The 14652-nt window shown below is 65.2% G+C and carries 16 protein-coding genes; 6 read left to right on the top strand and 10 right to left on the bottom strand.

Annotation, left to right across the window (positions count from 1 at the left end):
* Positions 1 to 232 precede the first annotated feature (232 nt).
* The 5 genes from H0I86_RS12940 to H0I86_RS12920 form a co-directional block, all read right to left on the bottom strand.
* Positions 233 to 1048, bottom strand: a complete 816-nt coding sequence (locus H0I86_RS12940; RefSeq protein WP_180925312.1) for an HpcH/HpaI aldolase/citrate lyase family protein — start codon at positions 1046 to 1048, stop codon at positions 233 to 235.
* Between the two features lie 171 nt (positions 1049 to 1219).
* A complete protein-coding gene (locus tag H0I86_RS12935; protein WP_180925311.1) occupies positions 1220 to 2425 on the bottom strand; it encodes a CaiB/BaiF CoA transferase family protein in 1206 nt (401 codons plus the stop codon).
* A 19-nt stretch (positions 2426 to 2444) separates the two neighbouring features.
* A complete protein-coding gene (locus tag H0I86_RS12930; protein WP_180925310.1) occupies positions 2445 to 3794 on the bottom strand; it encodes an MmgE/PrpD family protein in 1350 nt (449 codons plus the stop codon).
* A gap of 10 nt (positions 3795 to 3804) precedes the next feature.
* Positions 3805 to 4968, bottom strand: a complete 1164-nt coding sequence (locus H0I86_RS12925; RefSeq protein ID WP_180925309.1) for an acyl-CoA dehydrogenase family protein — start codon at positions 4966 to 4968, stop codon at positions 3805 to 3807.
* 21 nt (positions 4969 to 4989) lie between these two features.
* The gene (locus tag H0I86_RS12920) at positions 4990 to 5832 is read right to left on the bottom strand and encodes an HTD2 family dehydratase (RefSeq protein ID WP_180925308.1); all 843 of its coding nucleotides are present in this window, start codon (positions 5830 to 5832) and stop codon (positions 4990 to 4992) included.
* Positions 5833 to 5968: 136 nt separating this feature from the next.
* Here H0I86_RS12920 and H0I86_RS12915 point away from each other — a divergent pair, with 136 nt between their 5' ends.
* Positions 5969 to 6856: a LysR family transcriptional regulator gene (locus H0I86_RS12915; RefSeq protein WP_180925307.1), complete on the top strand. Its 888-nt coding sequence runs from the start codon at positions 5969 to 5971 to the stop codon at positions 6854 to 6856.
* 133 nt (positions 6857 to 6989) lie between these two features.
* A complete protein-coding gene (locus tag H0I86_RS12910; protein ID WP_180925306.1) occupies positions 6990 to 7556 on the top strand; it encodes a GNAT family N-acetyltransferase in 567 nt (188 codons plus the stop codon).
* A 6-nt stretch (positions 7557 to 7562) separates the two neighbouring features.
* Here the strand turns inward: H0I86_RS12910 and H0I86_RS12905 are convergent, their stop codons facing one another.
* Positions 7563 to 7853 (bottom strand): double zinc ribbon domain-containing protein, encoded by a 291-nt coding sequence (locus tag H0I86_RS12905; RefSeq protein ID WP_180925305.1) that lies wholly within the window; start codon positions 7851 to 7853, stop codon positions 7563 to 7565.
* 146 nt (positions 7854 to 7999) lie between these two features.
* Between H0I86_RS12905 and H0I86_RS12900 the strand changes: the two genes are divergently transcribed.
* The 3 genes from H0I86_RS12900 (at position 8000) to H0I86_RS12890 (ending at position 9663) form a co-directional block, all read left to right on the top strand.
* Positions 8000 to 8485 carry a GFA family protein gene (locus H0I86_RS12900; protein ID WP_180925304.1) on the top strand — a complete coding sequence of 162 codons (486 nt, stop codon included), beginning with the start codon at positions 8000 to 8002 and terminating at the stop codon, positions 8483 to 8485.
* A 104-nt stretch (positions 8486 to 8589) separates the two neighbouring features.
* Positions 8590 to 8841 (top strand): hypothetical protein, encoded by a 252-nt coding sequence (locus tag H0I86_RS12895; protein ID WP_180925303.1) that lies wholly within the window; start codon positions 8590 to 8592, stop codon positions 8839 to 8841.
* A 6-nt stretch (positions 8842 to 8847) separates the two neighbouring features.
* On the top strand, positions 8848 to 9663 hold the full coding sequence (locus H0I86_RS12890) for a MipA/OmpV family protein (RefSeq protein ID WP_180925302.1): 816 nt from the start codon (positions 8848 to 8850) through the stop codon (positions 9661 to 9663).
* 51 nt (positions 9664 to 9714) lie between these two features.
* Here the strand turns inward: H0I86_RS12890 and H0I86_RS12885 are convergent, their stop codons facing one another.
* From H0I86_RS12885 to H0I86_RS12875, 3 genes are all read right to left on the bottom strand, one after another.
* Positions 9715 to 10998 (bottom strand): ATP-binding protein, encoded by a 1284-nt coding sequence (locus H0I86_RS12885; RefSeq protein WP_180925301.1) that lies wholly within the window; start codon positions 10996 to 10998, stop codon positions 9715 to 9717.
* Positions 10999 to 11706 (bottom strand): winged helix-turn-helix domain-containing protein, encoded by a 708-nt coding sequence (locus tag H0I86_RS12880; RefSeq protein ID WP_180925300.1) that lies wholly within the window; start codon positions 11704 to 11706, stop codon positions 10999 to 11001.
* Between the two features lie 176 nt (positions 11707 to 11882).
* Positions 11883 to 12488 carry a MiaE family protein gene (locus H0I86_RS12875; RefSeq protein WP_110175138.1) on the bottom strand — a complete coding sequence of 202 codons (606 nt, stop codon included), beginning with the start codon at positions 12486 to 12488 and terminating at the stop codon, positions 11883 to 11885.
* Positions 12489 to 12715: 227 nt separating this feature from the next.
* On the opposite strand from H0I86_RS12875, the gene uspL reads away from it, so the two are divergent.
* The gene (gene uspL / locus H0I86_RS12870) at positions 12716 to 13579 is read left to right on the top strand and encodes a universal stress protein UspL (protein ID WP_180925299.1); all 864 of its coding nucleotides are present in this window, start codon (positions 12716 to 12718) and stop codon (positions 13577 to 13579) included.
* Positions 13580 to 13650: 71 nt separating this feature from the next.
* On the opposite strand, the gene H0I86_RS12865 is transcribed toward uspL, so the two are convergent.
* On the bottom strand, positions 13651 to 14121 hold the full coding sequence (locus tag H0I86_RS12865; protein WP_025809403.1) for a DUF1289 domain-containing protein: 471 nt from the start codon (positions 14119 to 14121) through the stop codon (positions 13651 to 13653).
* Positions 14122 to 14652 lie beyond the last annotated feature (531 nt).

Raw genomic sequence — 14652 nt, 5'->3', positions numbered from 1 at the left:
GACTTCACCTTCTTATTGTTGTGGTTGATCGCAGAGTGCCTAAGGGCATGCGTATTGAGAATTTTGAATTTTTGACACCTGCGTTCGCCTCAACCGAACGCCACCGCGTCTTCTGTAGGAGCGGGCGGCGATCCGACTTGCCCGCGATAGGCCCTCAAGGCCGACGCAAACCTCAAGGCCCTAATCGCCAGCAATCGAGCGTCGACCGGCCGCCCCTACAGCCCAGGGCCGCCTAGGAGGCCAGCGCCAGCAGGCGCTGGGCCCGCAGCAGCACCGGCGCGTCGACCATCTGGCCGTCGATCTGGTAGGCGCCGGCGCCGTGGCTGCCGGCGTCCACCACCCGTTGCGCCCAGGCCAGGTCCTCGGCGCTGGGGGCCAGGGCCTGGTGGATCACCGGCACCTGTTTCGGGTGGATGCACAAGGCGCCGCCGAAGCCCATTTCGTAGGCGTGGCGGATGGAGCCGCGCAAACCTTGCGGATCGTCGATGGCCGGGTGCACGCCATCCAGCGGCGCGACCAACCCGGCGGCGCGCGAATGCAGGATCAGCGCCAGCCGCGCCTGGTCCAGGGCGAACTGCGCCGCCACCGAACCGCTGCACAGGTTGAGGTCCAGCGCCAGGTCCAGGCCGCCGAAAGACAGGCGCTGCACCGCCGCGGCCCGGGCGATCTCCGCCAGGGCCAACAGCCCGCGCGCGCTTTCGATGATCGGCCAGATCTGCTTGCCGGTGGCCGCCACGGTCGCCACCTGGGCGGCGCTTTCGACCTTGGGCAGCAGGATGCCGACGACCCCGGCGTGACGCTTGCAGAACGCCAGGTCGGCGGCATGCTCGGCATGTTCCGGGGCATTGACCCGCACCCACAGCCTGACCTGGGGCTGGGTGTTCAGGAACTGCTCGAGGTTGTCCCGGGCCTGGCGCTTGAGCGGCTCCTCCACGGCGTCCTCGAAATCGACGATCACCGCATCGGCGCCGCTGGCCAGGGCCTTGCCGAAACGCTCGGGACGGCTGCCCGGCACGAACAAGGCAGAGCGGACAATAGGGTTGGACATGTTGAATTCCTTGTAAGTGATGTGGGGTCCGTGGACCGGGTTATCTATGTATTGGCCGCGCATGCTTGCCCGCGGCAGGCCCGCGAATTCGACGCAAACCTCAAGGGCCTCTTCGCCAGCAATCGAGCGTCGACCGGCTGCTCCTACAGAAGCCGTGCAAGCCTGCGGATCTCAGATCACGCCGTTGGCCTGCAGCTGTTCGATGGCCTCGGTGGACAGGCCCAGTTCGGCGAGGATCGCGCCGCTGTGCTGGCCCAGCGCCGGGACGCCATCCATGCGTGGTTCGAACGCGGCATTGCGCGCCGGCGGCAGCAACGACGGCAGCTTGCCGGCCGGGCTGTCCACCTCGCGCCAGCCGTCGCGGGCCTTGAGTTGCGGGTGCTGCCACACGCCCTGCATGTCGTTGACCCGGGCGCTGGCGATCTGCGCCTGCTCCAGCCGCTCGATCACCTCCTCCACCGTCAGCCGGGCGAAGCTGTCGACAATGATCTGGCGCAGCGCCTCGCGATTGGCCGAACGCTTGAAGTTGGCCGAGAAGCGCTCGTCGCCGGCCAGCTCCGGTAGCAACAGCACCTTGTCGCAGAACGCCGCCCATTCGCGCTCGTTCTGCAAGCCGAGCATCACAGTGCCGCCGTCCCCCGCCGGAAACGGCCCGTAGGGGTAGATGGTCGAGTGCGCCGCGCCAGCCCGTGGCGGTGGCGGTGCGCCGTCGAAGGCGTAGTACATCGGGTAGCCCATCCACTCCACCAGGCTTTCCAGCATGCTCACGTCGATGCGGCTGCCCTGCCCGGTCCTGCCGCGTAGCAACAGCGCCGAGAGGATGCCGCTGTAGGCGTACATGCCGGCGGCGATGTCGGCGATCGAGCAGCCGGCCTTGGCCAGTTGCTCCTCGCCCGGGCCGCCGGTCACCGACAGGAACCCGCCCTCGCTCTGGATCAGCAGGTCGTAGGCCTTTTTCTTCTCATAGGGGCCGCCCTCGCCATAACCGGAAATGTCGCAGACGATCAGCCGCGGAAAACGTTCGTGCAGCGCCTCGAACGACAGGCCCATGCGCGCCGCCGCGCCCGGCGCGAGGTTCTGCACCAGCACGTCGGCCTGGGCCAGCAGGCGTTGAAGAATGTCGCCGGCGGCGTCCTGCTTGAGGTCCAGGGTCAGGCTTTCCTTGGAGCGGTTGGTCCAGACGAAATGCGAGGCCAGGCCGCGCACGCGCTCGTCGTAGCCACGGGCAAAATCGCCGCTGCCAGGGCGTTCGACCTTGATCACCCGGGCGCCCAGGTCGGCCAGTTGGCGGGTACAGAACGGCGCGGCGATGGCGTGTTCCAGGCTGACCACGGTGATGCCGTCCAGCGGCCGGGGTTGTGCGGTAGTGCTTGTCATAAGGCGTCCTCGGGCTGGTTCAGAGCAATTCGTTCAGTTGCGCGGTGTCGCGCAGGTTCCACGCCTGGCGGATCAGGGCCGCGCCCTGCTCCGCCGTGCGGGCGCCGGAGAAGCGCAACAGGCGCTGGAACTTGTCCGCAAGCTCCGCCCGCGACAGGCCATTGCCCGGATCGCCCTTGGGCTCGTCGATGACGCCATGCAGGGTGCGGCCGTCGACAGTGGTGACCAGCACCCGGCCAAGCCAGCGTTGCGGGTAGGCGCGGTCGACCTCGGGGTCGAGGACCATCGACACCTTGTCGCGAAACGCCGCCACCGCCGGATCGTTCAGCGCCAGCTCATGGAACTCCGGCAGCCCGGCCTTGCCATGCACGGCGATCAGGCCGAGCACGGTGCCCATGGAAAACTTAGCCTGGTGCACGGTCTGCGGCACGCTCACCCGCCCCAGCACATCGATGGCACCCTGGTGCACGCGGGTTTCCACCCGGGCGATCTGCCCGTGGCTCAGGCCTTCGCGCTGCATCAGCGCCAGCAAGGCATCGGCGGCCGGGTGGGTATGGCGGCAGGCGGCGTGGAGCTTGAACGAGGTTTCCAGCAAGGCCCAACGCGAACCGAGCCGATCGGACAGCCTGCTCGGCTCGGCATCCCAGGACATGCCCGCGGCCATGCCCTGCTCGCCTTCGAGAATATTGCGCGCGCCGGTCAGCCCGTCGCGGGTCAGGTAGGCGGCGAGCAGCCCGTCGGCCGCGGCCTTGGCCGTGTGCAGTTGCTTGGAGTCCGCGGCGTCGCGCAAAAACTCCCAGAACCCGGCGGCCTGGGTTCCGGCGCTGCCCAGCAGGTCGATGAACTGTGCCTGGTCGAAGTCCATCAGCTTGCCCACCGCCACCGCCGCGGCGAGGGTGCCGACGGTGGCCGTGGTGTGGAAGATCCGGTAATGGGAACGGCCCATGAACTCGCCGATGCGAATCCCCGCCTCGTAACCGGCCACCGCCGCCAACAGCAGCTCGCGACCGGACTTGCCCAGGTCCTGGGCCGCCGCCAGGGCCGCCGGGAACACCACGGTGGCCGGGTGCAACACCGAGCTGTTGTGCAGGTCGTCCTGCTCCACCAGATGGGAGGACGCGGCGTTCACCAGGGCGGCGAAATAGGCCGAGCTGCCGCGACCGTTGACCAGGATCCGCGCCGGGCCATCGGCCGGCCCCATATGCCGGGCGTAACGCTCGAACAACGGAATCGGATGCGCGCCCTGGCTGGCCAGGGCGGAGCCGAGCCAGTCGAGGAACAGCTCCTCGGTGCGCGCCAGCACGCTGTCGGGTAGCTGCTGGTAACTCAGGCCGGCAAGGAACCCGGCCAAGGCTTGGGTATGGCTCATGCTCGGTTCCTCAGAAACTGCGCGGCAGTTCGAGCAGGTGCTCGGCCACATAGGACAGGATCAGGTTGGTGGAGATCGGCGCCACCTGGTACAGGCGGGTCTCGCGGAATTTGCGCTCGACGTCGTACTCATTGGCGAAGCCGAAACCGCCGTGGGTCTGCAGGCAGGCGTTGGCCGCCTCCCACGAAGCCTTGGCCGCCAGGTACTTGGCCATGTTGGCGCTGGCTCCGGCGTTCAGGCCGCTGTCATATTCCTCGCAGGCGCGCCAGCGCATCAGATCGGCGGCCTCGATCTCGATATGGGCTTCGGCGATGGGGAACTGCACGCCCTGGTTCTGCCCGATCGGCCGGCCGAACACCACGCGGTCGCGGGCGTACTGGCTGGCCTTCTCGATAAACCAGCGGCCATCGCCGATGCACTCGGCGGCGATCAGGGTGCGTTCGGCGTTGAGGCCGTCGAGGATGTAGCGGAACCCCTTGCCTTCCTCACCGATCAGGCTGTCGGCGGGGATCTCCAGGTTGTCGAAGAACAGCTCGTTGGTCTCGTGGTTGACCATGTTGGCGATCGGCTGCACGGTCAGGCCGTGGCCGATGGCCTCGCGCAGGTCGACCAGGAAGATCGACATGCCTTCGGATTTTTTCTTGACCTCGGCCAGCGGCGTGGTGCGCGCCAGCAGGATCATCAGGTCGGAATGCTGGATGCGCGAGATCCACACCTTCTGCCCGTTGATCACGTACTTGTCACCCTTGCGTACGGCGGTGGTCTTGATCTTGGTGGTGTCGGTGCCGGTGGTGGGCTCGGTGACGCCCATCGATTGCAGGCGCAGTTCGCCGCTGGCGAGCTTGGGCAGGTAGTAGCTTTTTTGCGCCTCGCTGCCGTGCCGCAGCAGGGTGAACATGTTGTACATCTGCCCGTGCACGGTGCCGGAGTTGCCGCCGCAGCGGTTCACTTCTTCGAGGATCACCGAGGCTTCGGCCAGGCCCAGGCCCGAACCGCCGTACTGCTCGGGGATCATCGCCGAGAGCCAGCCGGCTTCTGTCATGGCTTTGACAAAGGCTTGCGGGAAGCCCTTTTTCTCGTCGATCCGGCGCCAGTATTCGGCGGGAAAGTCCGCGCACAGGGCCCGCACGCCTTCACGGATGGCATTCAATTCTTCATTGCTGTTGGGGTTCATCGAACGGCTCTCCGCCTGTGGCTATTGTTGTGGGATCGGGTCGAACAGCACTTCGCCGCGCTGGGCCAGGCCGGCGTCGTTGCCGGCCCAGAGTTCGGCAACGCCGGGGCGGACGATGCGCCCGCCGACCTCGAACGGCTGCGGCGCAATCAACGGCCGCAGGCCGCGATAGGCGAAGCGCCGCAACCTGGCTCCGGGATGGGCACGGCAGAACGCCCGCAGGCTGAGGGTGGCGATCAACGGGCCGTGCACCACCAGCCCCGGATAACCTTCGGTCTCGGTGACGTAGGGAAAGTCGTAGTGGATGCGATGGCCGTTGAAGGTCACGGCGCTGTAGCGGAACAACAAGGTCGGGCTGGGTTCGACGGGTTCGCGCCAGTCGCCCTGGATCAGTGGCTCGCCGCTGGCTTGCTTGGGCGGGGTCGGCTCACGGTAGACGATGTCCTGCTCTTCGCGAATCGCCAGGCGCCCGTCCTGGGAATACTCATGGCGCACCGTGACGAACAGCAGCGCGCCGGTGCGCCCGGTCTTTTCCTCGACATGGCTGATGGTCGACACACAGTCCGCGGCGAAACCGGCGCGCAACGGCTCGAGGAACTCCAGCCGGCCACCGGCCCACATGCGGTTGCGATTGGCCGCCGGCGGCAGGAAGCCGCCACGGGCCGGATGGCCGTCGCCGCCCAGGGCGCTTTCGGCCAGCGGCTCCTGGAAAAAGCACCATTGCCACAGCGGCGGCAAGGCCTCGCCATGGGCCGGCACGGGTTCGCCAAAGGTCGCGGCGATGCGCTTGAGCAGGTTGTCGCTGAGCAGGTCTCGGGCTTGCTGGCTTCGGCCTATCCAGGCGCTGGGGTCGGTCACGCTCATCGGGTCGGATCCTGTTGCAGTGGTGGTGAGCCCGATCATGCAAGCCGCTGTGCGTTCTGAGAATTTGCATTTCAATAAACCGGCGTTCGGTTATGCTGAACGCCGCTTTACCCCTCATCCCCCCCAGGAGCCGCCCATGCATTTCGATCTGGCCGACCTGCGCCTGTTTATCCATATCGCCGAATCGCCAAGCCTGACCCAGGGCGCCAAGCGCGCCTTTCTGTCGCCGGCGGCGGCCAGCGCGCGGATCAAGGCCCTGGAAAGCCAGCTCGAGACCCGCCTGCTGTACCGCGACAGTCGCGGCGTCGAAGTCACCCCGGCGGGCGAGCGCCTGTTACAGCATGCGCGGCTGATCATGCGCCAGGTGGACTACTTGAAAAGCGAGTTCACCCAATACGGCGGCGATTCCACCGGGCATATGCGCATCTTCGCCAACACCACGGCGGTGACCGAATTCCTGCCGGAGATCCTCGCCGGCTTTCTGTCGAAACGCCCGGGGGTCACGGTGGACCTGCAGGAGCGCCTGTCCCGGGACATCGTGCGTGGCGTGCTCGACGGCACCGCCGACATGGGCATCATCGCCGGCCCGGTGGAAGCCAGCGGCCTGCAGGTCCTGCACTTCAGCACCGACCACCTGGTGCTGATCCTGCCGGTCGACCACCCGCTGGCGACGCAGCGGGCGGTGACCCTGGAGCAGACCCTGGCCTACCAGCACATCGGCCTGCACGAAGGCAGCACCTTGCTGAGTTTTTTGCGCGAACACGTGGAGCGCACCGGCAAGCAACTGTCGCTGCGGATCCAGGTGTCGAGCTTCGAAGCGGTGTGCCGCATGGTCGAGGCCGGCGTCGGTATCGGCATCATTCCCGAGTCGGCCGCCATCCGGCACAGCCACACCATGCAGCTGGTGACGGTGAAACTCGACGAGGCCTGGGCGGTGCGCGAACGCAGCATCATCGTCCGCGAACTGGAGGCCCTGCCCGGCACCGTGCGGGCGCTGATCGCCACCTTGATGCCCAAGGCCTGATGGTTCGCGGCCAATCTGCCTCCTGGCGCAAAACCCTCCGCGACACCGCCGCCCGTTGACCTGAATCAAGGGCCCGGCGCCTGACAGATGTGAATGTTCAGGCAATCCTCTGCACCTTCACGGAGACTTGCCCATGACCAGCACCGCCATCCACACGCCAGCCCTGGCCGCCTTCGCTCAGCAGAAGGGCGAACACTGGATAGACGCCCTCAACGACGGCAGCCCGGTGCTGATCCGCCCGTTGCGCGCCGAAGACCGCGACCGCGAAAAGGCCTTTATCGAGAACCTCTCGCCGACCACCCGGCACCACCGGTTCCTCGGGGAAGTCAAGGAAGTCGGCGAGGCCCTGCTCAGCCAGCTGATGGACGTCGATGGCTGCGAGCGCGCGGCTTACGTGGCGCTGGTCCACGACAACGGCTCGCTGCGGGAAATCGGCATCAGCCGCTACGCCACGATCGGCGCGGACGCGGACACCTGCGAATTCGCCGTCACCGTGGCTGACGAGTGGCAGCACCAGGGCCTGGACGCCTTGCTCATGCGCCATTTGATCGCCCGGGCCAAGGACCAGGGCTTCAAGCAGATGTACTCCCTGGATTGCCCGGCCAATCACCGTATGCGCGAGCTGGCGGCGACCCTGGGCTTCAGTCGCGCCATCGATCCGGACGATGCGACCCAGGTCCGCTACCACCTGACGCTGTAACCGGCCTCAGCCCGCCGCCCCGCCACACTGCGCGCAAAACCGCGCGCCGGAGGCCAGCGTGCTGCCGCACTGGCGGCACGCGGCGGGTTGCAGCGAAGTCCCGCATTGCTGGCAAAAACGCGCCCTGGCCACGTTGTTCGCCCCGCAGTCCGGACACAGCGGGCCGCCCGCTGCCGGCGCTGCGCCACCTGCGCGCCGGCCATGCCCGCTGCCATGCCCATCACCGTGATGCCCACCCTGATAACCGCCATGCCCACGGCCCCGATGACCGCCCAGCAAACGTTCGAAAAAGCTCATGTCGATCACTCCTGATATAGGGAGTCGACAGTAAAAAGCCTGAAGCAGCTACAGGGTCAACTCGGCGCGACCAATGCCCATGGCGAACGCTCCAGCCGACAACGACTAGGCTGACGGTCATAGCCCATGGATCGTCGGAGGTCGTCATGCAACTCGAAGGTTCCTGCCATTGCGGCGCTGTCCACTTCAGCCTGAACAGCGCCCATCCCTACCCTTATCAACGTTGCTACTGCTCGATCTGCCGCAAGACCCAGGGCGGCGGTGGGTATGCGATCAACCTCGGCGGCGATGCCGCCAGCCTGAAAGTCCGCGGCCGCCAGCACATCACGATCTACCACGCGCTGCTCAGGGAACCCGGCAAACGCGCCCGGCGCAGCAGCGCAGAACGGCATTTCTGCGCCCGCTGCGGCTCCGGGTTGTGGCTGTTCAGCCCGCAATGGCCGGAGCTGATCCATCCCTTCGCCTCGGCCATCGACACGCCGTTGCCAATACCGCCGGAACATACCCACCTGATGCTCGACTCCAGGGCGCCCTGGGTGGAAATCGACTGGCATCCCCACGACCTGCAATTCGCCCACTACCCCGAGGAATCCATCGCTCAGTGGCATGAGCGCCTGGACCTGGAACGCTAAGCGCCGGGCATTCACAGTCTTTGACAGTTTTCCGACAAAGCTGCCAAAGATTGCCCGCACCCGCATCCCTAGCATGAACGCATCCATTTCCCCACGGGTGCGTCATGTACGGTCGGTTCTTCACGCTCTTCATCGGTGTGCTGCTCGGTGGCCTCAGCTGCCAGGGCACGCCGCCCACGGCCCCGACGCCCAGCGTCGAACCGCCGCCTGAAATCGCCACGCCACCCGAGACCGCCCTGCGCGCCGAACCGGCCCCTGTCGCCCCGGCGAGCAAGGCTGCCAAGCGAGCGCGCGATGGCCTGGGCAGCTCCTATTCCACTCCCAACGACCATTCCCACACCCTGCTGAGTTTCTAGCCGCCGATGAAGACCTCGATCCGTCCGAAAACCTTGTGCCTGTCCCTTGCTGCGCTGCCTCTGGCTTCGCTGTGCCTGCTGACGTCCAGCGGCCCGCTCTACGCCGCGGACTGGCAGTACCAACTGCAAGCCGGCGCCGCCAGCCTGCCGCGCTACAGCGGCAGCGACGAACGCAGCGTCGCGCCGATCCTGGGCGGCGCAATCGTCAGCCCCTACGGGGTGTTCCTCAATACCGAACAGGGCCTTGGCTGGGGCAATGAATGGGGCGACCTGGCGTTCAGTACCTGGGTCGGCCCCAGCGCGGCACGCAAGGATCGCAAGAGCGGCTACAAGGGCTCGGACCATCTGGCCGACATGGGCTCGATCAAGTCCCGCGCGCAGTTCGGCGCCCACCTGGGCTACACCCTGGGCGCCGTGGAGCTCGGGGCCACGCTGCAGCACGCGCTGAAGAAAAATGACGACCCGGACACCGGCTCGGCCTACAACCACCTGCAACTGAGCATTGGCAGCACGCTGTATGAAGGCCGCTACGGCCGCCTCGAGGGCAGCCTCAACAGCCAGTTCGGCGATGGAGACTACCTGCGCACCTGGTATGGCGTCAGCGCGGCCCAGGCTGGCAGGACCCGCTTCGGCACCTATCGTCCCAAGGGTGGTTTTCTCAGCCGTGGCGGCGACCTGACCTGGACAGTGCCGGTCAGTGAACAGATGAACGTATCGACGGTGCTGGCGCTGCAGTACCTGGGCCGGGAAGCGGCGGACAGCCCGATTGTCGAGCGGCGGCTGCAGACGTCGTTGGCGACCACGCTGGAGTACAACTTTTAAGCGGTGTTGGTCGTCCTGACGCTATCGCGGGCACGCGCCGAGGTGCCTGAGTTACTCGACCTGAGCCCAGGTCATGCGAAACGACGCGCCGCCCCACTGCGAATCCGTCACCTCGACCTGGCCGCCGTGGGACTGCGACACCCGCCGTACCAGCGCCAGGCCGAGGCCGAAACCGCCGGTGCGGCGGTCGCGGCTGGCGTCGAGCCGGGAGAACGGCTCGAAGATTTTCTTGCGTCCTTCCACCGGCACGCCCGGGCCGTCGTCGTTGACCTGGACTTCATAACCCTGCCCGACCCGCACCAGGGACACCTCGACGCGCCGCTCGGCGTAGCGAATGGCATTACGCAGCAGGTTGATCACCGCCCGCGCCATGAACCGCGGCTCGATACTGATGCACTCGACCTCGCAGGCGCGGATCAGGATCTGCACCCCCGCCGCTTCCGCCTCCAGGGCGACACTGCCGACCACGCTGTCGAGCCAGCTGTGGGCCTGGATAGTCTCGCGGTTGATCACCGTGGCGCCGTGTTCCAGGCTGGCATAGGTCAGTAGTTCGGAGACCATTTCCTCCAGCTCGCCAAGGTCGGCGTACATGTCGGCGATCAGCTCGCGGTTGTGTTTCGGATCGGACTGCTTGAGCTGGTCGAGCTCGAACGACAGGCGGGCGATGGGCGTGCGCAGCTCATGGGACACCGCGTTGGTCAGCTCGCGCTGATTGGCGATCAGGCCTTCGATGCGGCTGGCCATGCGGTTGAAGTGCTCGGCCAGCTCGCGAATGTTCGAGCGCCGCGACAGGTGCAGGCGCGTACTCAGGTCGTTGTCGCCGAATCGTTCGGCCGCCAGCCGCAGTTGCTCCAGATCGCGCCAGTGCGGGCGCACCCAGAAATACAGGACAATGCCCACCAGCGTAGCGAGGAGAAAATAGGCGGCGGTGGTGTAGAAGCGGGTCAGCGAGGGCTCTTCCGGCAACTTGATGCTGAGCAATTGCCGGCCTTGGTCGATGCTGGCGATAAACTCGGTGAACGCTTGCCGCACCACCAACTGGTTGGATGCCAGCAAGGCCTGTTCCCGGGCACTCAGGCCCAGCGCATCGGCGTTCACCAGGCGCAACTGCAAGCCGTAGTGCGGCTGCAACGCCTGCAATTGCCGTTCGCGCTCGGCGCTATCGAACGGCCGCAACTGTTCCACCAGGCTATAGGCCGGCCCACGCACCGCATCGCGGTTATAGGCTTCCAGCGGGTCTTCGAGGATGGCCGTGAAGATGTGATCGACCGCGGTGATCGCCCCGGCAAAACCTATGGCCAGAACAATGTACAACCCCAGGAACAGCCGCAGCATCTAGAGCTCCCACGCGAACGGATTGAACAGATAGCCCTTGCCCCAGATGGTCTTGATGCACACCGGCTCGCGGGGGTTGTCCTGGAGTTTGCCGCGCAGCTTGCTGATGTAGACATCGACGCTGCGGTTGAGGCCGTCGAAGGCGATGCCGCGCATGCGGTTGAGGATGTCGTCGCGGGAGAGGATCTTGCCCGCCGAACTGGCCAGCAGCCACAGCAGCTCGAACTCCATGGTGGTCAGCTCGATCGACTCGCCGGCCAGGCGCACTTCGCGGCAACTGCGGTCGAGGGTCAGGCGGCCGAATTCCAGCGCGCCGCGCACCGTCGGCTCCGGCAACTGGCGCCGTTGCAGGGCGCGCAGGCGGGCCAGCAGCACCGGCGGCTTGATTGGCTTGATCACATAGTCGTCGGCGCCGGACTCCAGGCCCAGGATATGGTCCAGGTCGTCTTCCTTGGCGGTGAGAATGACGATGGGCGTGTCCGCCACGTTGCGGATTTCCCGGCACACATGCAGGCCGCTCTGGCCCGGCAGCATCAGGTCGAGGACGACGATTTTCGGCTGGAACTCGAGAAAGGCCGCCAGCGCCACATCGCCACGATGTACCGTCAGGACCTCGAAACCGTGTTGGGACAGGAAGTGCGCGATCAGCCCGGCGAGCTTCTCGTCATCTTCCACCAGCAATACTTTGCCAAGACCCGGGTTATCCATAAATACCAGTCTGAGTGCGCACAATTGGGGCGCGCATTATAGGCGGCATCGGATAAATCTGAGACCAGGGCAGACAGCAAAAACCGGCCAAGATGGCCGGTTTTCAGTGATGTTTCATGCTTTTAAGAGTTTTTTACAATTTGCCCGCAGTTTCCAACACCTAGGATTTTCATCCTTTACAGAGCAGGCACGCCGCTGTGGAAACGGAACTCGACGTCCGGCGACTCGATCAGTTCGCGCTCGGCGGCGCGCACCTTCTCGATCACCTGGGCGATATCCTTGGCGTCGCCGTACTGATAGGCCAGCTTCAGGTAACCCTGGAAGTGCCGGGCCTCGCTTTTCAGCAGGCCGAAGTAGAACTTGCCCAGTTCTTCGTCCAGGTGCGGCACCAGCGCCTCGAAACGCTCGCAGCTGCGGGCCTCGATAAAGGCGCCGACCACCAGGGTATCCACCAGCTTCACCGGTTCGTGGCTGCGCACCACCTTGCGCAGGCCCGAGGCATAACGCCCGGCCGACAGCTGGCGCAGTTCGATCTTGCGCCGCTTCATCAGGCGCATGACCTGTTCGTGGTGCACCAGCTCTTCCCGGGCCAGGCGCGACATCATGTTGATCAGGTCGACATGGGAGTGGTACTTGGCGATCAGGCTCAGGGCCGTGCTGGCCGCCTTGAATTCGCAGTTCTTGTGGTCGATCAGCAGGGTTTCCTGATCCGCCAGGGCCGCTCGGACCCAGGCATCCGGCGTGCGGCAGCCGAGGAACTCATGGATTTCCGGCAGGTTCATGGCCGTTTGTCCTTTTGGAGAAGGTGCTCGCAAGGCAGGACGGTGGCGACTTCAGGGATAGATAACATGGGGCTCACGGCATAAGGGTTCACGGCGAAGGGCGCCGATTATACCGGCCGCGTCGCAGACCACCAGCCGCGGCGCTTGATGTGCGTCAACAGCCACGGCGACGCGCAGCAACTATAGTTGTGCAACGTAGCCTTCATCCCTCTCTGGAGATCCCGACCATGCAAGCCATCCGCAGCATCCTGGTGGTCATCGAGCCCGAGCATTCCGAAAGCCTCGCGCTCAAGCGCGCCAAGCTGATCGCCGGGGTGACCCAGGCCCATCTGCACCTGCTGGTGTGCGACAAGAAGCACGAGCATTCGGCGCTGTTGAGCGTGCTCAAGAGCAGCCTGCTCAGCGAGGGCTACAGCGTGACCACCGAGCAGGCCTGGAACGACAGCCTGCACGGCACCATCATCGACGTGCAGCAGGCCGAAGGCTGTGGCCTGGTGATCAAGCAGCACTTTGCCGACAACCCGCTGAAAAAGGCCCTGCTCACCCCCGCCGACTGGAAACTGCTGCGCTACTGCCCAAGCCCGGTGCTGCTGGTGAAAACCGCCAAGCCCTGGACCGGCGGCGTAATCCTGGCGGCCATCGACGTCGGCAATACGGATGGCGAGCACCGCACCCTGCATGCCAGCATCATCGACCATGGTTTCGACATCGCCAGCCTGGCCAAGGCGCAGCTGCATGTGATCAGCGCCCATCCGTCGCCCATGCTGTCGGCGTCCGACCCGGTGTTCCAGCTCAAGGAAACCATCGAGGCGCGCTACCGCGAGCAGTGCAAGGCGTTCCAGGCCGAATTCGACATCGACGATACCCACCTGCATATAGAAGAAGGCCCGGCGGACGTGCTGATCCCGCACACCGCCCATGAATTGCAGGCAGCGCTGACCATCATCGGCACCGTGGCGCGCACCGGGATTTCCGGGGCGCTGATCGGCAACACCGCGGAAGTGGTGCTCGATGCCCTGGAAAGCGACGTGCTGGTGCTCAAGCCGGAGGTGATCATGGACCACCTGGAAGAGGTGGCCAGCAAGCATTGAATGATGGGTTAGCAGAGAGAACGCTATCGCGGGCAAGTCGGATCGCCGCCTGCCCGCGATGCTTTTAATGGTCAGGCGCCAAAGGCGTCCTTGAGAAACCCCGGGGCGATATAACGCTGGTAGTGGGCCTCCGACAGGAGGAAAAACTCCCGATCGATGGCATCGCGCAATTCCGGCAGTTCCCAGTCGCGAAACTCCGGCAGCAACACCATCCCATAGGCTTCCAGCTGGTTGATCACCCGCGCCCCGCGGGCGATCAGCTGATAGGCCCAGCAATATTCCGACTGGTGCGGCACGAAGCGGATCTTGCGCTGCTCCAGTTGCTCGCGCAGCCGCTGGGGATCGAAGACTTCCAGCTTGGCCGCCATCACCTGCACCAGCAATTGCTCGAGACGCAGCCACACCGCGCGCTTTTCTTCCTCGTTGTAGCCGTTCCAGTGGATCACTTCATGGTGGAAACGCTTGCAGCCACGGCACACCAGGTCACCGTAGACAGTGGAGCAGAGGCCGACGCAGGGGGTCTTGATCGTCTGATTGGGCATAAGTAGGCAATTGGCGGAAAAAAGCGAAACAGGCCCGCATGTTAGCCCTTTGTCTGACATTGATCACCCCTCAAGCTTCAGGGGCCTCAGGGTCTATTGGACTTTGGTGGCGAGCCGCGTTGCTGGGCCAACGTGTGCGAGGCAAGGCACGGGATGCCGCCAATGGTCGTTCCCTTGGCAAATCCCGCGCCGCAGCCTCGCGCACGTTGGCACGCAACCCGAAGGGACGGGGCCCGCTTGGTGCAGGGCTGCGTTGCTCGCGCCTTGCCCTGCACCAAGCGGGCATCCGTCGCGGCCGCCACCAAAGTCCAATAGACCCTGTCTTACCTTTAATTTTTTTTTGCCGTAGAATCAGCCAGCCTTTTTAGGCGCCAATGTCCGTTAGAAGCTGTTTTCAAAGCGTCACGAGCACAGTCGTTCCTTCAGAGCGGTGTTGGCGATGGGTCTTTCCAGCGGGGAAAGCCCAGCGCCAACCCTCATCAGCTCCCGTTCTGCAGGCGTAAAACTTTGAAAGCAGCTTCTGTAAGGAAT

Source organism: Pseudomonas chlororaphis subsp. aurantiaca, from assembly GCF_013466605.1.
Taxonomy (GTDB): Bacteria; Pseudomonadota; Gammaproteobacteria; order Pseudomonadales; family Pseudomonadaceae; genus Aquipseudomonas; species Aquipseudomonas chlororaphis_I.
Note: the sequence above shows the minus strand (reverse complement) of the source record. Positions and strands in the feature narration are given on the sequence as shown.